At 72.1% G+C, this 19,705-nt stretch carries 16 protein-coding genes and 1 pseudogene; 8 read left to right on the top strand and 9 right to left on the bottom strand.

The genetic code is table 11. From position 1 onward, the window contains the following. The first annotated feature begins 27 nt into the window (after positions 1–27). Entirely contained in the window at positions 28–822 is a 795-nt protein-coding gene (locus VFV67_RS11910) for an SDR family NAD(P)-dependent oxidoreductase (RefSeq protein ID WP_326469596.1), read from the top strand. On the opposite strand, the gene VFV67_RS11905 is transcribed toward VFV67_RS11910, so the two are convergent. After that, positions 748–3,048, bottom strand: a complete 2,301-nt coding sequence (locus VFV67_RS11905) for a xanthine dehydrogenase family protein molybdopterin-binding subunit (RefSeq protein WP_326469595.1) — start codon at positions 3,046–3,048, stop codon at positions 748–750. The genes VFV67_RS11910 and VFV67_RS11905 overlap by 75 nt on opposite strands. 156 nt (positions 3,049–3,204) lie before the next feature. Here VFV67_RS11905 and VFV67_RS11900 point away from each other — a divergent pair, with 156 nt between their 5' ends. Next, positions 3,205–3,504 (top strand): hypothetical protein, encoded by a 300-nt coding sequence (locus tag VFV67_RS11900; protein ID WP_326469592.1) that lies wholly within the window; start codon positions 3,205–3,207, stop codon positions 3,502–3,504. A 38-nt stretch (positions 3,505–3,542) separates the two neighbouring features. Here the strand turns inward: VFV67_RS11900 and VFV67_RS11895 are convergent, their stop codons facing one another. After that, positions 3,543–4,418, bottom strand: a complete 876-nt coding sequence (locus VFV67_RS11895) for a hypothetical protein (protein WP_326469590.1) — start codon at positions 4,416–4,418, stop codon at positions 3,543–3,545. 207 nt (positions 4,419–4,625) lie between these two features. Between VFV67_RS11895 and VFV67_RS11890 the strand changes: the two genes are divergently transcribed. Next, entirely contained in the window at positions 4,626–7,712 is a 3,087-nt protein-coding gene (locus VFV67_RS11890) for a BTAD domain-containing putative transcriptional regulator (RefSeq protein ID WP_326469588.1), read from the top strand. A 3-nt stretch (positions 7,713–7,715) separates the two neighbouring features. Here the strand turns inward: VFV67_RS11890 and VFV67_RS11885 are convergent, their stop codons facing one another. From VFV67_RS11885 to VFV67_RS11870, 4 genes are all read right to left on the bottom strand, one after another. Next, positions 7,716–8,447: a hypothetical protein gene (locus VFV67_RS11885; protein ID WP_326469586.1), complete on the bottom strand. Its 732-nt coding sequence runs from the start codon at positions 8,445–8,447 to the stop codon at positions 7,716–7,718. 30 nt (positions 8,448–8,477) lie between these two features. Beyond that, the gene (locus VFV67_RS11880) at positions 8,478–9,296 is read right to left on the bottom strand and encodes a hypothetical protein (protein ID WP_326469584.1); all 819 of its coding nucleotides are present in this window, start codon (positions 9,294–9,296) and stop codon (positions 8,478–8,480) included. Between the two features lie 631 nt (positions 9,297–9,927). Continuing rightward, positions 9,928–10,116 carry a DUF397 domain-containing protein gene (locus tag VFV67_RS11875; RefSeq protein ID WP_326469582.1) on the bottom strand — a complete coding sequence of 63 codons (189 nt, stop codon included), beginning with the start codon at positions 10,114–10,116 and terminating at the stop codon, positions 9,928–9,930. Next, positions 10,113–10,973 (bottom strand): helix-turn-helix transcriptional regulator, encoded by an 861-nt coding sequence (locus tag VFV67_RS11870; RefSeq protein WP_326469579.1) that lies wholly within the window; start codon positions 10,971–10,973, stop codon positions 10,113–10,115. Before VFV67_RS11870 ends, VFV67_RS11875 begins: the two co-directional genes overlap by 4 nt. Before the next feature lie 253 nt (positions 10,974–11,226). Between VFV67_RS11870 and VFV67_RS11865 the strand changes: the two genes are divergently transcribed. Both VFV67_RS11865 and VFV67_RS11860 read left to right on the top strand, forming a co-directional pair. Next, the gene (locus tag VFV67_RS11865) at positions 11,227–11,502 is read left to right on the top strand and encodes an AMED_5909 family protein (protein ID WP_326469577.1); all 276 of its coding nucleotides are present in this window, start codon (positions 11,227–11,229) and stop codon (positions 11,500–11,502) included. A gap of 52 nt (positions 11,503–11,554) precedes the next feature. Further along, on the top strand, positions 11,555–11,902 hold the full coding sequence (locus VFV67_RS11860) for a hypothetical protein (RefSeq protein ID WP_326469574.1): 348 nt from the start codon (positions 11,555–11,557) through the stop codon (positions 11,900–11,902). A gap of 511 nt (positions 11,903–12,413) precedes the next feature. On the opposite strand, the gene VFV67_RS11855 is transcribed toward VFV67_RS11860, so the two are convergent. After that, on the bottom strand, positions 12,414–12,965 hold the full coding sequence (locus VFV67_RS11855) for a CGNR zinc finger domain-containing protein (RefSeq protein ID WP_326469572.1): 552 nt from the start codon (positions 12,963–12,965) through the stop codon (positions 12,414–12,416). Positions 12,966–13,074: 109 nt separating this feature from the next. On the opposite strand from VFV67_RS11855, the gene VFV67_RS11850 reads away from it, so the two are divergent. Then, positions 13,075–14,397: an MFS transporter gene (locus VFV67_RS11850; protein ID WP_326469570.1), complete on the top strand. Its 1,323-nt coding sequence runs from the start codon at positions 13,075–13,077 to the stop codon at positions 14,395–14,397. Between the two features lie 17 nt (positions 14,398–14,414). Here VFV67_RS11850 and VFV67_RS11845 read toward each other — a convergent pair. Then, a pseudogene (locus VFV67_RS11845) lies at positions 14,415–14,873 on the bottom strand (flavin reductase family protein); the annotation flags it as partial. 77 nt (positions 14,874–14,950) lie between these two features. On the opposite strand from VFV67_RS11845, the gene VFV67_RS11840 reads away from it, so the two are divergent. Together VFV67_RS11840 and VFV67_RS11835 are read left to right on the top strand one after the other, a co-directional pair. Continuing rightward, positions 14,951–15,523, top strand: coding sequence for a GNAT family N-acetyltransferase (locus VFV67_RS11840; RefSeq protein ID WP_326469568.1), 573 nt, complete (start codon positions 14,951–14,953; stop codon positions 15,521–15,523). A gap of 15 nt (positions 15,524–15,538) precedes the next feature. Next, entirely contained in the window at positions 15,539–17,101 is a 1,563-nt protein-coding gene (locus tag VFV67_RS11835; RefSeq protein WP_326469567.1) for an amino acid adenylation domain-containing protein, read from the top strand. 221 nt (positions 17,102–17,322) lie between these two features. Here the strand turns inward: VFV67_RS11835 and VFV67_RS11830 are convergent, their stop codons facing one another. Further along, positions 17,323–19,704: a condensation domain-containing protein gene (locus VFV67_RS11830; RefSeq protein ID WP_326469566.1), complete on the bottom strand. Its 2,382-nt coding sequence runs from the start codon at positions 19,702–19,704 to the stop codon at positions 17,323–17,325. Position 19,705: the final 1 nt, after the last annotated feature.

Raw genomic sequence — 19,705 nt, 5'->3', positions numbered from 1 at the left:
GATCATCGATCCCGGAGAGGCGGGCCAGTGAGTCTGGCACTCCACCGACATGGCCCGTGGGCGGTCGTCATCGGTGCGGCACAAGGGATCGGCGCCGAGTTCTGCCGCCGGCTCGCCGCGCACCGGTTCAACCTCGTCATGGTCGCGCTGGAGGACGGCGAGCTGCGCGGTCTGGCCGGTGGGCTGGAGCGGGAGCACCGGGTCGAGACCCGCACGGTGTCGGGCGACATCACCGATCCCGCGGTGCTGGCCCGGCTCGAGGAGCTGACCGAGCCGCTCGAGGTGGGTCTGCTGGTCTACAACGCCGGCTTCGCGGTACTGGGCGAGTGGCTGGACGTTCCGTTGGAGCGGCATCTGCACACGGTCGACGTCAACGTGCGCGGACCCATGCGACTGATCGCGCGGTTCGCGCCGGCCATGGTGTCGCGCGGGCGCGGCGGGGTGATCCTGCTCGGTTCCCTTTCGGGCGTGCAGGGCAGCCCGCTGCTGGCCACCTACGCCGCCACCAAGGCGTTCACCGCCATCCTGGCCGAGTCGCTGTGGGCGGAGTGGCGCCCGCACGGTGTCGACCTGACCGCCGTGGTCCCGGGGGCGACCGACACCCCGGGCTACCGGTCCAGCGCGCCGCGCACCGGCCGCGCACCGATGCCGGCCGGCGAGGTGGTCAGCGCCGCGCTGCACGCCCTCGGTCGTCGCCCATGGGTGGTTCCCGGCCGTACCAACAAGATCTCCGGTCTGCTGTTCCGGCTACTCCCCCGCCGCCTTGCGGTTCGGATCATGGACCGGATCCTGCGCGGCATGTACGGACCCGCGGTCGAGTAGCGCCTGGCGGATCGCGGCCCACACCCGCTGGGGTGTCGCGGGCAGATCGAGGTGCCGCACCCCGAACTCGGACAGGGCGTCCACCACCGCGTTGGCCATCGCGGCGATCGAGCCGATCGTGCCCGACTCGCCGATTCCCTTGGCGCCCAACGCGTTCAGCGGCGTCGGCGTCTGGCTGGTGTGCAGCTCGAACGGCGGCAGGTCGTTCGCCGCCGGCATCCCGTACTCGGCCAGCGCGACGGTGAGCGGGTTGCCCGCCTCGTCGTAGACCATGTCCTCGAACAGTGCCTGGGCGATCCCCTGCGCCAGCCCGCCGTGCACCTGGCCCTCGACGAGCAGCGGGTTCAACACCCGCCCGCAGTCGTCCACCGCGACCATCCGGACCGGCCGCACCCGCCCGGTCTCCGCGTCGACCTCGACCACGGCGACATGGAAACCGAACGGGAAGGACGACGCGCCCGGCTCGAACGTGATGTCCGAGCGCAACCTGGTGCCGCGATCGTCCGCGTGCCGCGCCACCGCCGCCCAGTCCGCGCCGACTCCCGGGACTCCCACGACCCGGAACGCCACCGGGTCCCGGCGCAGCTCCACATCGGCGGCGGCCACCTCGAGCAGATCGGCGGCCAGCTCCCGGGCCTGGCTGAGCACCTCCTGCGCCGCCAGTTCCACCGCCGCCCCGGAGGTCTGCAGCGAGCGCGACCCGAACGTCCCGATCCCGGTCGGCACCTCGTCGGTGTCGCCCTGCACGAACGTCGTGTGCTCGACCGGAATACCCAGGACCTCGGCGACGATCATGGCGTAGGCCGTGGCGTGTCCCTGGCCGTGCGAGTGGGTTCCGGCCCGGATCACCGCCCGGCCGGCATCGTCCACCTCCACCGTGGCGGCGTCGCCCATCCCGCCGGCATTGGTGATCTCGACGTAGCCGCTCACCCCGATTCCCAACAGGTTCGGGGTGCCGGCCGCCCGGCGCCGCTGCTGCTCGGCCCGCAGCCCGGCGTATCCGCTGACCGTCTCGGCCCGGTCGAGCACCTCCTGGTAGGCCCCGGAGTCATAAACCTGGCCGGTGGCCGTGGTGTACGGGAACGCGTCGCTGGCAACCAGGTTCTGGCGGCGCAGCCGCACCGGGTCCATCCCGATCTCGGCGGCGAACGCGTCGACCGCGCGCTCGATCGCGTAGGTCGCCTCCGGCCGGCCGGCACCCCGGTACGCCCCGATCGGCACGGTGTTGGTCACGACCGAGACCGCGCTGCCGCTGAACCGGCGCAGATCATAGATACCCGGCCCCATCTGGATGGTCAGCTGCGGCAGCAGCGCCCCGAACATCGGGTAGGCGCCGGCGTCCTGCACGATCGAGAGGCGCGCGGCCAGCAGCCGGCCGTCGCGGGTGCCGCCGAGCTCGATGTCCGCGGACTGCGCCCGCCCGTGCACCATCCCGAGGATGTTCTCCGAGCGGGTCTCCACCCACCGCGCCGGCCGGCCGGCGATCCGGGCCAGGGCCGCCAGCAGGTAGTACTCCGTGAAACCGCTCGCCTTGGCACCGAAACCGCCGCCCACGTCCGGCGAAACGACCCGCACCTCGTCGGCGGGCAGACCGTAGAGCGCGACGAGATCGTCCCGCAGCCGGTGCGGCACCTGGGTCGAGGCCCACACGGTCAGCCGCGGTCCGTCCCAGGTCGCCGCCGCGGCCCGCACCTCCATCGGCGCGGGTACCAATCGCTGCCCGGCCAGGTGCAGCCGCACCACCACGGGACAGTCGGCGAAGAACTCCCCGGCGGCGCCGTCGGCCGGGTCCATCCGGATCGCCACGTTCGTGCCGTGCTCGGGGAACAGCAGGGTCTCGTCCGCGATCGCGGCCCGCACGTCGGCCACCACCGGCAGCGGGTCGTACTCCACGTCGATCAGTTCGAGGGCATCCACCGCCTGCGCCGCGGTCTCCGCGACCACCGCCGCCACCGGCTCCCCCACATACCGCACCACGCCGCGGGCGAGCAGCGGACGGACCATCGCCTCGGGCAGCCCGGGCGTCGGCGGCGCGGTCGCCGGTTCCACATCACCGGTGGCCACAACGGCGAGCACGCCCGGCGCCCGGCGCGCCGCGGTCAGATCGAGCGACCGGATCCGCGCGTGTGCCATGGAAGAACGCAGGAACACCACCCGAACCGCGCCCTGGAGATCGAGGTTGTCGACATATCGACCCTGGCCGAGCAGGAATCGCGGATCCTCCACCCTCGTCACGGGATTGCCCAGAATCGACCCGGAAACCGGTGCACCCATCATGGAGTCCCCTTACCGATGGCTCGGCGATCGCCGGTCCATCGTGCATCCCGCACCTTTCCGCGGCCAAGCCTGTCGACGAACTCGCTCCGTTCGGATACTTCCCACATGCGCACCCAGTCCGCCGTGCTCGCGGCAGTCCTGACCACACTGCTGCTCGCCGCCCCGCCCGCCGCCGCCACCACCCCGGCCAGCGCCGGCCCCGTCGCGCCGACCACCGCGGCGTTCTGCCTGCTGCCCGGCCCATCCGGCTGGACCAGGATCGAGCCCCAGTTCGACACCTGTGCCAGCTGCAACCAGGCCGGACAAGCCGGCGTCGCCCGGGGCGACTGGCCGCGCTTCCACTGCGGCGCCTTCCCGATCGGCCTGGACGTCGTCTACTACCTCTACCTCCCCCCGACGTCCTGATCACCGGGCGCGCGGCCCGGTGATCAGGAGCGCCCGGGTTACGAGGCGCAGATCGCGTAGGCGGTGATCCGCCAGTTCGGGGCCGAGCCGGGGATCGTGTAGCCGGTGGCGGTCACGGTGCCAAGGCCGACGTTCGGGGTCACGTCGTCGAGCGAGACGCCGCCGATGCCGCCGGTGATCGTCCCGCCGGCGCCGTGCACCTTGGTGCCCGCCGGGCAGGCCGGCGTGGTCACGCCCTTCGGCGACACCGGGTCAAGGGCGACCAGCCCACCCGGGTTGCTCGAGGTGTTGAGCTGCATGGTGGTGGCGGCGTTCCCGCAGATCGCGTACCCGGTCAGCCGCCAGTTCGGGGCGTAGGCGCCGTTCTCGTAGGCGGTGACGGTCACGCCGGTCAGACCGGCGTTCGGGGTGAGGTCGTCCAGCACCACGTTGCCCAGCCCGCCGGTGATCTCGGCGCCGAGCCCGTACAGCCGGGTGCTGCCCGGGCAGGTCACCAGGAACGACTTGGGCGAGTCCGAGTTGCTCTCCGACGCGATGAAGACCCGTTGCAGGTTCTGCACCGTGCTGCCGCAGGTGGCGTAGCCGGTCAGGCTCCAGCTCTCGTCCGGCGCCGTCTCGTAGGCGGTCACCAGGACCGAGGTGAGCCCGTCGTTCGGGGTCACGTCGTCGAGGACGACCGAGCCGACGCCGCCGTTGATCCGGCCGGCCGCGCTGTAGACCCGGGTGCCCGCCGGGCAGTTCACCGTCACCGACTTCGGTGACGTCCCGTTCGTCGCGCTGGTGGTCTCGGCACGCGCGATGTCGGCCGCGGCCGGGCTCACCGGATCGGCCGCCGCCGTTCCCGGTGCGGCGGCGAGTAGCCCGGCCAGCGTGGCCAGTCCGGCCAGCCAGCGGGCGGTTCGTCCTGCCTGCATTGCACACACTCCTTCGTCGGGCGCCGCGCCGGCATGCGTGACGCTGCGGTCACACCCTCGGCGGCGCCGGCAAGGTGGGCTTAGGGCTGACTGAAGGTGATCGAAGGGAAGCGCAGCGGAGTACCCCGTGGATTGCCCGGAAGGGCGTTGCCAGCGCTCGCACGCTGAGTCACCGTCGGTTACGCCAGCCACGGCGAGGGGAACGGCGTGAACATCCGACCTGGTACGTCCCTGGCCCGGCCGCGGCTGTTCGACCGGTTGGCCGCGGGCGGGGAGACCCGGCTGACCACGGTGATCGCCCCGGCCGGTTACGGGAAGACGACCCTGCTGGCCGACTGGGCCGCCGGGCAGCGCACCGCCTGGCACACCTGCACCGCGGAGGACCGCGAGCCGCGGCCGGTGGTGGACCACCTGGCCCGCGCCATCCGGGCGGCGGTGCCGGACCTGGCCTTCAGCGTGCCCGCGGTGGCCGGCGACCCGCACGCCATCGTCGCGGCGCTGTGCGACGCGCTCGGGTCGGCCCGGCTGGCGCTGGTGCTCGACGACGTGCACGTGGTGCGGGAGCGGGACGGCTCGGCCCGGGTGCTGGAGGCGCTGTGCCGGCACCTGCCGCCGACCGTGCGGCTGATCCTGTCCAGCCGGCGGCTGGCGCCGTTCGCGGTGCAGCGGTTGCGCGATGGCGGCGCGCTGCTCGAGTTGACCGCGGCGGAGCTCGCCTTCACCGGCCCGGAGGTGGCCGCGCTGCTGGCCGGTCCGCTCGGGCTGGACGGCGGCTGGCCGGCGCGGATCCACCAGGCGACCGGCGGCTGGCCGATCGCGGTCCGACTGGCCGGCGAGGCGGTGCGGCACGGGCAGGAGCTGTCCTGCCTGCACCGCGCCGGTCCGTTGTTCGACTACCTGGCCACGGAGATCTTCGACCGCGAGCCGGCCCGGACCCGGGATCTGCTGCGCACCGCCAGCCGGTTCGAGCGGTTCCGGCCGGAGCTGCTCGAGGCCCTCGGCCACCCGGAGGCCCGGGCGATCACCGCCGACCTGGTCGGGCGCGGGCTGTTCGTCGAGGAGATGCCGTCGGCGCGCGGCTGGTTCGGGTTGCTGCCACTGGTGAAGGAGTTCGTGTGCAGCCGGATGCCCATGCGGGACTGGGAGTTGCGCGAGCTCTACGACGTGGCCGGGCGCTGGTTCAACGCCTACGACCACCTCGACGCCGCCCTGGCCGTGCTCGCCGAGCTGGGTGATCTCGACCGGATCCAGCAGCTGCTCGACACCCGCGCGGACGACCTGCTGCGCCAGGGCGGCGCGGGTGCGGTGCTCGCCGCCGTGCGGCTGGTGCCGCCCGAGTCCCGCACCCTGCGCACCTGGCAGCTCGCCGGCGAGGCCCACCAGGTGCTCGGGGACTGCCGTAGCGCGCTGGACTGTCTGCAGCGGACGGTTCGCCCCGGCCGGCCGCCGTCGGCCGGGCTGGCCCGCCGGATCGGTTGGCTGCACTACTTCAGCGGCGCGACGGCCGACGCGCTCGAGGTGTGCCAGCGCTGCGTCCTGGACGGTTCCGACCCCGCGTCGGAGTCGCTGCTGCTGAGCTGCGTGGCCAGCGCGCAGTGGGCGCGGGGCGACCTCGACGCCTGCCGCAGCGCCGCGACCGGTGCCATGACGCTGGCGGAGACCTGCGGCGACGACGCCGCGCTCGCCGCCGCGCACACCGTGTTCGCCATGTTCGCCGCGGCCAAGGGCGAGGCCGCGGAGCTGGCCAGGCACGACGACGCGGGGCTGCGGCACGCCGAGCGGGCCGGGGACGTGCTCGGGGTGATCAGAATCCGGTCCAACCGGGCCTCGCACCTGATCGAGGCTGGCGACTACCGCGGCGCGCTCACCGAGCTGGAGCTGGCGCTGCCGCTGGCCGATCTCACCGGTTTCGCGACCTACCGGGCGTTCTGCCTGAACAACCGGGGCGAGGCGCGGCTGGGCCTTGGCCAGCTGGACGAGGCGGCCGCGGACCTGGTGGCGGCCAAGAACATCTTCACCGGGCTGGGTTCCTGCCTGGCCGCGGTGCCGCTGATCCCGCTGGCCGAGACCTACCGGCTGCGCGGCGACCGGGTGCTCGCCAGAACCGCCTACCAGCAGGCGATCGAGCTGGCCGAGGTGAACGACACGGCGACCCAACTGGTGCCCGCGCTGGCCGGGATGGCCCGGCTGCTGGCCGAGGACGAGCCGGAGACCAGTGCCGAGCTGGTCGCCAGGGCGCTGTCGTTCGGCACCGGATTCGGCTACGGGGCGGCATTGCTGGCCTCGGCCGAGCTCGGCGTCGCCCGCGGCGACGGCGTTGCGGCACTGCACGCGGCCACCGAGGCGGAGCTGGTCGCCCGCAAGCGGGTCGACGACGCCACCCTGGCCCAGTCGCTGGAGTTGCAGGCGCGGGCCCGGTTGCTGCTGGCGCCGGCCGACGGGACCACACTGTCCCTTGTGGACAAAGCGGAGGGGATCTGGCGCGAGCTCGGCAACCGGCGCGGCGAACGCCGGCTGTCCGCGGTGCGGGACACGATCCGGGGCGACCGGACCCCGGCACATCCGGCGCTGGCGATCCAGACCCTCGGCGGTTTCCGGGTGCTGCGGCACGGTGAGCCGGTGCCGGTCACCGCGTGGCAATCCCGAAAGGCCCGGGATCTGATCAAGATTCTGGTCACCCGGCGCGGCCGGCCGGTCAGCCGGGAGAAGCTGATGTTCCTGCTGTGGCCCGGGGAACCGGTCGAACGGGTGGGCAACCGGTTGTCCGTCGCGCTGTCCACCGCGCGCACGGTGCTCGGCTCGCAGCGCGGCGCGAGCGAGCACTGCGTGGTCACCGATGGCGACACCGTCCGGCTGGACACCGCGGTGGCCGATGTGGACGTGCTGAATTTCCTCACCGCTGCGCACCGCGGGCTGCACGCCTGGCGGCAGGAACAGCCCGAGGCATGGACCCTGCTGCAGGCCGCCGAGACCGGCTACACCGGCGACTTCCTTGAGGAGGACCCGTACGAGGACTGGGCGACCGAGTTGCGCGAGGAGGCCCGGCTGACCTACATCCAGGTGGCGACCGTCCTGGCCGGACACACCAGCGGGATCGGCGAGCACGTGGCGGCGAGCCGGTACTGCCTGCGGATCCTGGAACGCGACCAGTACAACGAACCCGCGCACCTGGCCCTGGTGCGGGCGCTCGCCTCCGACGGCAGCCACGGCGAGGCCCGACGCCGATACCGGACATACGTGGCGCGTATGGCCGAGATCGACGTCGAGCCGAGGCCGTTTCCGGGTGGTTCCTGAGGATCACCCGCAGGTGGCGAACGCGGTCACCGACCAGCGCGCCAACCCTGGCGAGACGTCCCAACCGGTCGCCGTCACCGAATCGGCGGCGAAGTTGAGGGCGGCACCCAGCGCGATGATGTTGCCGCCGTCCTTCACCGTGGCGGAGCCGTTGAACAGGTCCATCCCGATCGGACAGTCCGCCGTCGCCACCTTCGGAGATTCGGCGTCGTACGGGCTGCTGACCTTGACCAGCAAAAGGTTCGGGAAGTCACCGCAGATCCCGTACGCCCGGGTGCTCCCGCCGGTGCCGGTCACCGTGACCGTGCCGAGATCCAGGTTGGGCGCGATCCCGGTGAGGAATCCGCTCGCGGCGCCGCCCGTGCCGGACAGCGTGGTCCCGTCGGGACAGGCCACCGTCGCGCTGCTGCCCTGCCCGCCGGCGGCGACCAACCGCGGCGCGGCGGCCGGGCCGCCGCACAGCGCGTAGGCCGTCACCGCGGCGGCCGGATCGGCGGCGGTCACCGTGACCCTGCGGAGCTGGCTGTCCGGGACGACCGCCCGGACCCCGCGCCGGCTGTTGCCGCCCGTGCCGTACACGAGCGTCCCTTGTGGACAGACCGCCGTCGCGGTTCCGATGCCGCTCGCGCCGACCCCGACCGGCGGGTTGGTCACCGCGGCGCCGGCCGCCACCGGCGCCCCGGCGACCAACCCGGCCACCAACACACCGGTCACCAGCCCCGATCGTGCTCGCATGAGAATCCTCCCCTTCCTGTCTGGAACTGCTCAGGCGCAGACGGCGAACGCCACGGTCGGCTCGGGCAGCCCGGTGCCGCCGTTCCGCGCGGTCACCCTGACCTGGGTCAGTGCCAGGTTCGGCACGATGCCCTCGAACACGATGTTCGGGTTGACCCCGGGCACCAGCCCGCCGGTCCCGTGCACCAGCTCACCCGCCGGGCAGGTCACCGTGCTGCCGAATCCGGCGGCCGGCGCCACGATCGAGTGCAGGGTGGGCTGCGGGATGCCGCAGATCGCCGCGGCCGCGACGCCCGGCGCGCCGGCCGGCGGGTTCACGCTGGCCCGCACGGCGATCGGCGGGAAGGCCGGCGCGTTCGGCACCATCTCACGCAGCGTGGCGGCGGGGCCGCCGGTTTGCCGGGCGCCGGTGCCGTACAGCCGGCTGGCGCCGTTGCACGTCTCCACGTCCACCCAGGACGCGACCGGGTTGACCTCAAGGTGTGGCGTGGCAGGTACATCCCGGCCGCAGATGGCGTAGGCGGTCAGCCGCCACGGCGCCACGGGGGCCACCCTGGGCGCCGCGATGACCGTGACCGCGGTCAGCGCCGCATTCGGCAACAGGGACACCATGTGCACCTCGCCGTTGCCGTTGTGGATCTCTCCGCCCAGCCCGTACACCACGTGCGGCGTCGGACAGGACACCGTCGCGGCCGCGAACCCGGCGCCGCCGGGCACCGTGAACGCGTGCCGGGCCAGCCCCGGAATGGGCGCCGCCGCCGCCGTCCCGGGCGCGGCCAGGCCCACCCCGGTGAGCGCGACCAGCAGCCCGGTCACCGACAGCCACCGTCTCGTTCGTTTGCCTCTCATCGATCCCTCCTTGTCCGCAACGTGCGCTGGATCGCGACAAGGCTGGGCAACACACCTTCAGGCCGTCTTAAGGCCGGCTGAAAGCCGGGGCACAATGGGGAGTCGATGGCCGTCGACGAGGCCCGGCTTTGGCAGCTGTTGCGTGCTGCACGATCCGGACCACCTCGAGTTCCCGCTCGGCTTTCACCACGGCGCTGGCGACGTCGACCGCAACGGCTGCCCGAACCGGCATGTCGTGGCGCTGGGACTGGGGACTCGCGGGTGGGCTCGAGGTCAGGGGTGGGGGTGGGCTTGTTGCGGCGGTGAAGGCGCGGCCTTTCCTGAATGGGATCCGTGTCGCCGCCTGAGGTCCGCCACGATCATCGACACGGCCATTCCGGACCCTCCTGTTGCGGCGGGGATCCGGATCTTGTGGTGAGAACTCATCCACCAGGAACTCCACGCCGACTTTCAGAACTGCCCGAAATAGACGCTCTGCCCGTATCGCGTAACATCAACTTGATCTTTAGTGGCGGGGAACGTCTATTTTAATCCCGCTGGCACCGTGCAGCCCTGGCGGAGCTTCACCAGGATCTGGTGGCCCGGCGTCTGACTCTGGTGGTGATGTGCGCCAGCGCGGGAACCTCACTGTTTAGTGTCGGCCATATTTGTCGAAGTATTGATCCTTGACGGCGCGCACGAACAACCGGACGTCCACCGTCAATTTCGACCCGCCGGGGTTCTTGCTGTCCCGCACCGCATCGAGTGAGTTCACGACCTCGACGCATGCCCCGTCTTCGTTGCTGTAGCTCGACTTCCGCCACTGTCGGAATCTGCTCATGAGGCTGCCTCCATACTGGTGATGAGGTGGGCAATATGTTCTCGGGACTCGTCCGGACTCAGCCCCACACCTCGGATGGTTTCGACGGCCGCCCGGTAACTACTCAGGTCGGTTTCATCGACCACGAACGCACCTGAACGATGATGTTCCAGGTAAACGATGGGCCGCATACCCTTGTCGAATTCGTAGAGCATGAACGGTCCGGCGTGGCCTGGATGCCACTCGCCGGACACGCTGACGATCTGCACCGTGACCGTCGCCAGTTCGGCAACGTCGAGCAGGTGACGAAGCTGGTCGAGCATCACGGCCTCGCCGCCGATGCCGCCGTGGATGGCCGGTTCGCCGATGAGAGCCACCAGGCGAGTCGGATCGCGCCGGCGGGTGAAGGCGTCCCGGCGGGCCATCCGCAACATCACCCGTGTCTCGACCTCGCCGGGCGGCAAGGTCCCTTGCGCCAACATGGCCCGCATGTAGTCACTGGTCTGGAGCACGCCGGGAATGACCAACGGCGCCCACTCGGTGATGTGACGAGCGGTGCGCTCGCACTCCATGACCCCGGTGAGTTGCTTGGAGATCCCTGGTGGCCCGGCCGCCAGCCAGTCATCGGCGGCAGAGCCACGGGCGAGCGACAGGATGTGCTCGCGCTCGTCACCGGCGATCTTCAGACAGGCCAGCACCGCCGAGACGTCTTCGGCGCTGGGCACGGTCCGGCCGCCTTCCCAGCGTCCGACGGTGGTGTGCGCCACCTGGAGGCGTCGGGCCAACTCCCGCACGCTGATGCCGGCGCGCTCGCGTGCCTCACGCAGCACAGCCGCCAGCGTCAAAGCTCGCGGCGTGCCTGCGCCAAACGGGTGCATGGGCCAAACCCTAATGGTCACAAGCAGCCATAACGAAGGTGCCCGACCGTCGTCTTGCGCAACTGGTGCGCACCACTGATACTGGTGCGCACCAGTCGTCGACCGCGCACCCACAGTGCCGCCGAAGCTACACCCGCTCCGCCCGTCACCTCACGAGCCGCGGCGGGGCCGGGGTCGCCCCGACCTTCTCCGGCCTCGCCGCATCCACCTGAGCCGATGGCCACCCGCACACCCCGAGAGAGCAGTGATCTTCATGTCTTCCCAGCGGATCAGCCTCCACCCCACCCCGAAGACTCTCGCCCAGGCACACGAAGCCCTGATGAAGGTCCAACCCAACCGTCAAGCCCCCCTCGTCGCCTGGCGTGCCTTCCGTCAACTCGCCGCCCGCGTCTACACCGAGATCGCGGACATCGACCGCTTCCACCATCACGAAGCGTTGTACTGGGCCGGATTCGAACAGGAGAAGGCCCAGGCCATCGCACAGGAGCTGGCCTCACCCACCAAGACCACCCCAGACATGACCGGATAACGGTGGCCCAGTTTCACGAGCGCCGAATCAGTCGCAAATGGACCCGGTCCTCATGGCACAGACCGCCATCCTGGCTGCAGCAGTAACCTTGGCCGCCACAATCGGCTACCTGGCAGCAAGTTCCCACCACCGAAGGCAACGGCGCCGAGCGCTGAAGATCTCCCAGCAGACAAGACCTCGGCCTCCCCGCCACAAGTCAGACCGCCCCCTGCACCGCTTCTACGGCCAAGGCGAAGCCATCACCGTGCCCGAGCTGCTGGAGGAAGCCATCGGGAACGGTCACGGCCTACGCCTCAACTGGCCAGTCGACGACTTCGCCGCAAGTCCCATCCGCCCGGACGACCAGGGCCAGTTCCCAACAGTGATCCTGCCGACCATTGACAGCGACCCCACCCGATAACACCCCGGCCCGGCCCGACCCGACCCGCCCGCCCGCTGCGCGGCCGGGCCGCGCAGCGGCCCGGCCGGCGACTCGGGTGCGCGGTTGGGGGTAGGCCGCGCCCGGGATCGGTGCACGAGGCGCCTACCCACAACCGCGCCACGGAACGCCAGGCCCAGCTCTGCCAGGGTGACCGACCCGGGCGTTCCGACGGAGCCGGGGACCTCTGCCAACCGGGAACCCGGCTGCCGGAACCGGCATGTCGTAGCCCTGGGGCCGGGAGCCCGGCTGCTGGAGCCGGCAACTCAGCGGCTGGGACTCGGAACTCAGTTGCTGGAGCCGGCAACTCAGCGGCTGGGACTCGGAACTCGGCTGCTGGAGCCGGCAACTCAGCGGCTGGGAGTCGGAACTCGGCTGCTGGAGCCGGCAACTCAGCGATTGGGACTCGGAACTCGGCTGCTGGAGCCGGCAACTCGGAGGCTGGGCCGGGAGTTCGGGGGCTGGGGGCAGGGACTCGCGGGTGGGCGTGGGGTTAGTGGTGGGGGGTGAGCTTGTTGCGGCGGGTGAAGGCGCGGACTTTGGCGCGGTTGCCGCAGACGGACATGCTGCACCAGCGGCGGGAGCCTTTGGCGGAGGAGTCCCAGAAGGCCCAGGCGCAGTCGGTGGCGGGGCATTGGCGGATGCGGGACCACTGGGTGGTGGCGACGGCCTGGGTGTAGGCGGCGGCCAGGTGGGCCAGGGCGGCCCGGGTGGGCGGGAGGCGGTGGGGGCGCAGGGGGGTCGGGGGGAGGGCGGCGACGAGGGGGAGGCGGGACAGGGCGCCGGTGAGGAGATCGGTGGCGGCGGGGTCGGGAGGGCCGCCGTTGTTGTGCAGGGCGAGGGCGCGCAGGCCGGTACGGAGGTCGAGGGCGAGGCGGTGGTCGGGCCAGGAGACGGGGGCCGTGCGGGGGATGGCCCGGCGGGAGCGCAGCCAGGTGGCCAGGGCCGGTGGGCCGGAGGCCAGGTCGTCGGTGCCGGTTTCGACGTCGACGGTGTTGATGAAGGCCAGCACCGGCTCGAGCCAGGCCGGCAATGGGTGCGTCACGTGCTGCATAGTTTCGCCCTTTTCCACGCTTGACACCAACAGCCTAACTCTTGAACGCTCCTAACCCGTTATCTGTGTCCTATGGTTAGTACGGCGAGAGGAGAAACCGGTGTCCGTGCAGACATCCGCCGAGCCGGAAAAGGTCCAAGTGAAAAGCCGGGGCGGGCGCAACGAATGGCTGCTGGTGGCGTTCACCGCATCCACGAATATCGGCGACGCGGTGACCCGGGTGGCGCTGCCGCTGCTGGCCGTGCAGCTCACCGACTCCCCCGGGCTGATCGCGCTGGTCGCCGTGCTGTGCACGCTGCCCTGGCTGCTGACCGCCCTGCACATCGGCGTGTTCGTGGACCGCAAGGACCGGCGCTCCCTCATGCTGGGCGCGGAGGTCGCCCGGATGGTCGCGGCCGGGATCCTGCTGCTCGCCTACCTGGCCGACATGATGAGCCTGCCGCTGATCTACGCCATCGCCATCGCGCTGGGCGTCGCCGAGGTGGTGGCGGTGACCTCCGGCGCGTCGATCATCCCGAGCGCGGTGCCCAAGTCCCGCTGGCAGGTCGTCAACACCCGGATCACCGCGATCGAGTACCTCAGCCACGGCTTCGTCGGTGCCCCGATCGGCGGTTTCCTGGTCGCGGCCGGGTTCGCCATCGCCCTGGGCACCACCGGAGTGATCTACGTGGTCGGCGCCCTGTTGCTGGTCCTGCTGGTCGGCAACTTCGTCGCCACGCCGACCAAGGAACGCCAACCGGTCAACGTCGAGCTCAAGGACGGCCTGCTGTTCCTGTGGCGGCACAAGCTGTTGCGCACCATGGCGCTGCTGATCGCGGTCATGGCCGGCTGCTGGGGCGCCTGGATCGCCATCCTGCCCGCCTATGCCGTCGGCGGGCCGCTCGGCCTGGACGAGCGGCAGTTCGGCCTGCTGCTGACCTGCCTCGGCGCCGGTGGCGTGATCGGCACCGTCCTGGTCGGACCGATGAACCGGCTGCTCGGCCGGCGCTGGTCGATGTTCGTGGACATCATCGGATCGTTCGCGCTGGTCGCCGTGCCCGCGCTGGTACCGGCCCGGCCGCTGAGCGCGGTGGCCATCGGCGCGGCCGCGTTCGTCGCCGGACTCGGCGGGACGATGTGGACGGTGAACTCCCGGGTGATCTACCAAACCCTTGTTCCCAACGACATGCTCGGCCGGTTCAGCGCCGCGAGCCGGCTGGTCGGCTGGGGCATGACCCCGGTCGCCGCGGCCATCGCCGGTGTGCTGGCCACCCTGATCGGCTACCGGGTCGCGTTCGGCTTCTTCGCGGTCATCTGCGCGCTGCTGGTGATCCCGTTCCTGCGGGTGGTCACCGCCGAAGCCGTGGCCGAGGTGGACAAGCCGGAGCCCGAGGACGCCGAACACGCCGCCGAACCCGCCGCCGAGCCGACTGCGGCCCGATGACCTTCCAGGGAAACGAATCCTCCGCTGGCGAACAGCAGCGGCTCCCGCGACCGCAGTTCGCCGCAGGCGGCGACCGCGCCGAGCACGATGGTGTGGTCGCCGCCGGGGTAGAGCTCCGCGACCCGGCAGTCGAAGAACGCCAGGCCGTCGCCGAGCACCGGGCACCCGGTCACCGGCGCCCGCCGCATCGCCACCCCGGCGAACGCGGCGGCGCTGGCCGGCCGGGTCCGGTTGGCGAACCACTGGGCCTGCCAGCGCTGGTCCGCGGCCAGGATGGTCACCGCGAACTCCCCGGACGCCTCGATGCCGGTCTGCAGTCGGGAGCCGTTGCGCAGGCAGATCAGCAGCAGCGCCGGATCCAGCGAGACCGTCGCGAACGCGTTGACCGTCATGCCGATCGGCACGTCCTCGGCGATGCTGGTGGCCACCGCCACCCCGGTGGCGAACTGGCCGGCCACCCGGCGGAACCGCCGCATCTCCTCGGCCGTGGTCGAAATTCCGTTGTGTCCCTGAGTCATCGCACACGTCCAATCCGAAGGCTGCGAGGCTTCCAATGATCATCAAGCGAATCGTGCCGCTGTCCGGCGAGGCCTGGGCCGACCTCGAGGAGCTGTTCGGCCGCAACGGCGCCTGCGCCGGCTGCTGGTGCATGTGGTGGCGGGCAACCAAAGGCGTCTACCAGGCCGGTTCCGGCAACCGGACGGCGCTGCGGGCGTCGCTGGACACCGACGTCTCGGTCGGCCTGCTTGCCTACGGCGGGCCGCCGGACTCCGACGAGGAACGGCCGGTCGGCTGGTGTGCCGTCGCGCCGCGCTCGTCCTATCCCCGGCTGGCCAGCACGGCCGTCGGCCGGGCCGGCCGGGACGAGCCGGGCCGGTGGTCGGTGCCGTGCTTCTTCGTCCGGCCGGGACACCGCCGCCGCGGCTTCGCCGACCAACTGCTGGCCGCGGCCTGCGAGCACAGCCGGTCGCACGGCGCCGCGGTCGTCGAGGGATACCCCACGACCAGCCGGAAGGCCCGGGTCGACGATCTCTACGTCGGCACCAAGAACCTCTTCGCCCGGCACGGATTCGTGGTCACGCGGCAGCCGTCGCCGGCCCGCGTGGTCATGGAACGCACGTTCTGACAGGGGGAACCGATCATGCCCATCGACGCCACCGGCACGCTCTACACCTGGGTGCGGGACAGCGCCGCGGCGCACCCGGACCAGCCGGCCCTCGAGGTGGCCGGCCACCAACTTGGCTACGCCGAGCTGATCGACCTGGCCGACCGGCTGGCCACCCGCCTGGTCGACGCCGTTGGCCGGCCGCCGCACGCGGTCGGTCTGCTGGCCGCCCGCAGCCTCGCGGCCTATGCCGGCTACCTCGCCGCACTGCGCTGCGGTGCAACGGTCGTGCCGCTGAATCCGAAGTTTCCGGCCGCCCGCAACCAGAGCATGTGCCGGCTGTCCGGAGTGGACGCCGTGATCTTCGATGACACCGGCGCCGCGCAGGCCGGCGCGGTGCTGGCCGGAACCGCGATGGCGCCGGTGCCGCTGACCGGCGTGTGGCACGCGCAGTTGCCCACGGCGCCGTGGGACGGGCCGGTGACCGCCGACCCGGACGCGGTGGCGTACACGCTGTTCACCTCGGGCTCCACCGGAATCCCCAAGGGCGTGCCGATCCGGCACCGCAACGTCGGGCCGTACCTGCGGCACTGCGTCGAGCGCTACGGCGTCGGGCCGGGCAGCCGGCTGTCCCAGGCGTTCGAGCTGACCTTCGACCCGTCGGTGTTCGACATGTTCGTGGCCTGGTCCGCCGGTGCGGCGCTGGTGGTGCCGCAGGCCGACGAGGTGCTCAACCCGGCGCGGTTCGTGGTGCGGGAACGGATCAGCCACTGGTACTCGGTGCCCTCGGTGGTGTCGCTGGCCCGCCGGCTGCGCGCGCTGCCCCCCGGCTGCATGCCCGGCCTGCGCTGGAGCCTGTTCGCCGGCGAGCAGCTTTCCCTTGCCCAGGCCCGAACCTGGGCCGAAGCGGCGCCGGCGAGCACCATCGAGAACATCTACGGGCCGACCGAGCTGACCATCACCTGCGTCGGCTACCGGCTGCCGGCCGACCCCGGCGCCTGGCCGCGAACCTCCAACGGCACCGTGCCGATCGGCGCGGTCTACCCGCACCTGGAAGGGATCCTGCTGGACGAGCACGGCGTCGCCACCGACGACGGCGAGCTGTGCGTGCGCGGCCCGCAGCGGTTCGACGGCTACGTCGACCCGGCCGACGACACCGGCCGGTTCGTGTCCTATGCCGCCGGTGGCCGGGCCACGGACACCGCGCCCGGCCCGGACAGCTGGTACCGCACCGGAGACCGGGTGCGCGTCGAGGACGGTGCGCTGGTCCACCTCGGCCGGCTGGACGACCAGATCAAGATCTCCGGCTACCGGGTGGAGCTCGGCGAGATCGAGTCCGCGCTGCGCCGGCACCCGGGGGTCGCCGACCTGGTGGTGCTCGCCGTCCCGGGTGCGGCCGGCACGGTCGAGCTGCACGCCGTGCACACCGGCGAGGAGGTCCCGCACACCGAGTTCGCCGGCCTGCTCGCCGACCTCCCGGAGTACATGCGGCCGCAGTGGTTCCACCACCGCGACGCACTGCCCACCAACCTCAACGGCAAGACCGACCGCCGCCGGCTGACCGCCGAACTGCTGGAGCCGGCGGCGGCCGCGGGCTGAGCGGGAAAACATCGGAATGGACCCGCCTTCCGCCGTGAACGGCAAACCAGAGAATGGGCGCGAACCGCCGGCCGGAAATGACGATCCGGCCGGCGGTCGGCGTATTCCTGGAGCACGGCTGAATGGCCGACGCGAAAGCACGCGGCGGCCCGATGAATGCACCGAAACCCCACCGGTCCGCCCGCGCGAAGAACGCGCGGGCGGACCGGTGGGGTGGCCGGTCACGTGAGCAGCGCGCTGACGGCCGCGGCGATCTCGGCGATCGCCGGCGGGCGCAGCAGGCCGTAGTGGTCGGCCTGGACCCGCAGCACCCGGGGAGCCGGGGCGAACCGGGCGGCCCAGTCCGCCACCTGGTGGTCGGCCAGGTCGGCGCCGACCACCAGGGCCGGGGCGGCCACGCCCCGGTCGGACCGGTAGGCGGTTACCGCGTAGGTGTGCCGGCGGAACGTCGTCCAGCGGTCCAGCAGCATCGTGGCCGACACCGGCTGGCCGGCCGCCGCCGACAGGTGCGCGGCGAGCACCCGCATGGCCAGTTCCGGGTCGCCGCCCGAGGTGCGGGCCGGCGAACCGTCCAGTCCGGCGCCGAGCCCGCCGGCCATGGCGGCGGCGAACGTGTCGTAGACCAGATCGTCGAAGCCGTCGTCCGGCTCGTAGCCGAGCGGCGGGGTGGAGTCGAGCACGGCGACCGCGGCGCCCGGGTAGCCGGGAGCCATCTCGTAGGCGATCTGGCCGCCCATGGACCAGCCGAGCAGCAGGTCCGGGCGCAGCCCGGCGCGGTCGAGGTCGGCCCGGAACGCCCGGGCCAGGTCCGGCACCGAGGTCAGCGGGGTGCGCTCCTGGGACACCGTGACCCGCCACTCCCCCGGCAGCGCCGCAACCAGGTCGCGGTAGTCCGGCACGCCGCCGCCGGCACCGAGCAGCAGGTGCACGTGCCGGCCGGTGCCGGGGCGCAGCTCGACCAGGGTGCTGTCCCCGGCCGGCCCCACGGCCAGTTCGCCGGCGAGCTGCTCGGCGGCGCGCCGGGGCGTCGGGTCGGTCAGCCACCGGGTCACGTCCAGCGCCACCCCGGTACGGGCCTCGATGGTGGACATCAGCTGCATCACCTTCAGCGACCGTCCACCCATGGCGAAGAAGTCCTCGTCCGGGCCGGCCGGCTCGCCGCCGAGCACCTCGGTCCAGGCGGCGCGCACCTGGTCCAGCGCGGCCGACTCGGGCATCACGGTGCTGCCCAGGTCCGCCGCGGTGAGCCGGTGCTCGACGTGCGCCGGGCCGGACCGGGACCGGATGTCCACAGTGGACAGCGGGGTGGCCGGGTCGGCGCCGCCGGCGGCCAGCACCGCGTCCATGTCGTGGAACAGCCGCAGCGGGGTCTCCCGCTCGTACCGCCCGGTGTCGTACTCGCAGTCGATCAGGTAGCCGCCGTCCGCCTCGAGCACCCCGATCCCGAGATCGGTGCGGGCCGCCCGGTTCGGGCCGCGCTCCAGCCGCATGGCCACGTCGCCCAGGTACAGGTCGTTGCCGATCGGTCCCAGGTAGTTGAGCATCACCGGGATGTTGTCCCGCAGCATCGCCTGCGCCGAGGGGGTGAGCCCGCCGTACACCACGGAGAACGGCACCGTCTGGTGCGCGAGCGAACCCCACATGCTGTCCCGGGTGCGCTCGACGACCGCGCCCACCGTGTCGTCCGGCTCGACCTTCGTCCGGGCCAGCACCAGGTTGGCCACGTAGCCGACCAGCGCCTGATCCTTCTGGGTCATCCGGTTGGCGGCCACGATGCCGGTGCACACGTCCGGCCCCGCCCCGCCGCGGCCGAGCACCGCCTGCAACGCGGCCAGGATGACCACGAACGGCGTGGTGAAGAACTCCTTGGCCAGCGCGGCGATCCCGTCGGTGGCCGGCTGGCTGAGCGCGAACCGGATGATCTCGCCCTGGTTGCCGGTACCGGTGTACCGGTGGTGGTCGGCCACCAGGGTCGTGGTCACCGCACCGTCCAACTCCTTGCGCCAGTGCGCCAGGCTCGGCTCCCAGCGGCCCTCGGCGCGGGCGGCGTGCGCCTCGAGCGCGTACTCGCGCAGCGACACCGGCTCGGTGTCGAACGCCGGGATGCCGCCGGCCAGCGCGGTCGCGTAGGCCGCGGAGAAGTCGGCCATCAGCAGCTGCACGCCCCAGCCGTCCACCAGGGTGTGGTGGAAGGTGAGCAGCAGCTCGTGCGCGTCGCCGACGGTCACCGCGGTCAGCCGGGCCGGCGGCGCCACGTCCAGGTCGAACGGCCGCTCGTGGATCTCCTCGGCGATGTGCCGAAGCAGCTCCGGCACCGGCGTCGAGCCGGGGTCGTCGATCCGGACCCACTGCGGCGCGACCGGCACCCGGTCGGCGAAGTCCACCAGGATCCTGCCGTCCCGCTGGTGCAGGCTGCCGCGCAGCGCCTCGTGCCGGTCGACCACGGCCTGCCAGGCGACCCCGAGCGCGTCGAGGTCCACCGCCTTGTCGCAGCGCAGCCGCCAGGTGAGGTTGTAGACGGACTTGTTCTTCGCGCGGTGATGGACCCACCACAGCGCCTCCATCATGGCGCTGGCCGGGATCATCGTCTCGGTGGTTGTCACG

This window comes from Actinophytocola sp. (genome assembly GCF_035762905.1).
Taxonomy (GTDB): Bacteria; Actinomycetota; Actinomycetes; order Mycobacteriales; family Pseudonocardiaceae; genus DASYTH01.
This window is presented reverse-complemented; position numbering and strand designations above follow the sequence as displayed.

What these genes read in the sequence shown, in the direction of transcription:
- VFV67_RS11900 (WP_326469592.1), top strand. Translation starts at nt 3,205, where the DNA reads ATGCGCACCCAGTCCGCCGTGCTCGCGGCAGTCCTGACCACACTGCTG.
- VFV67_RS11895 (WP_326469590.1), bottom strand. Translation starts at nt 4,418, where the DNA reads ATGCAGGCAGGACGAACCGCCCGCTGGCTGGCCGGACTGGCCACGCTG.
- VFV67_RS11885 (WP_326469586.1), bottom strand. Translation starts at nt 8,447, where the DNA reads ATGCGAGCACGATCGGGGCTGGTGACCGGTGTGTTGGTGGCCGGGTTG.
- VFV67_RS11880 (WP_326469584.1), bottom strand. Translation starts at nt 9,296, where the DNA reads ATGAGAGGCAAACGAACGAGACGGTGGCTGTCGGTGACCGGGCTGCTG.
- VFV67_RS11875 (WP_326469582.1), bottom strand. Translation starts at nt 10,116, where the DNA reads ATGAGCAGATTCCGACAGTGGCGGAAGTCGAGCTACAGCAACGAAGAC.
- VFV67_RS11870 (WP_326469579.1), bottom strand. Translation starts at nt 10,973, where the DNA reads ATGCACCCGTTTGGCGCAGGCACGCCGCGAGCTTTGACGCTGGCGGCT.
- VFV67_RS11865 (WP_326469577.1), top strand. Translation starts at nt 11,227, where the DNA reads ATGTCTTCCCAGCGGATCAGCCTCCACCCCACCCCGAAGACTCTCGCC.
- VFV67_RS11860 (WP_326469574.1), top strand. Translation starts at nt 11,555, where the DNA reads ATGGCACAGACCGCCATCCTGGCTGCAGCAGTAACCTTGGCCGCCACA.
- VFV67_RS11840 (WP_326469568.1), top strand. Translation starts at nt 14,951, where the DNA reads ATGATCATCAAGCGAATCGTGCCGCTGTCCGGCGAGGCCTGGGCCGAC.
- VFV67_RS11835 (WP_326469567.1), top strand. Translation starts at nt 15,539, where the DNA reads ATGCCCATCGACGCCACCGGCACGCTCTACACCTGGGTGCGGGACAGC.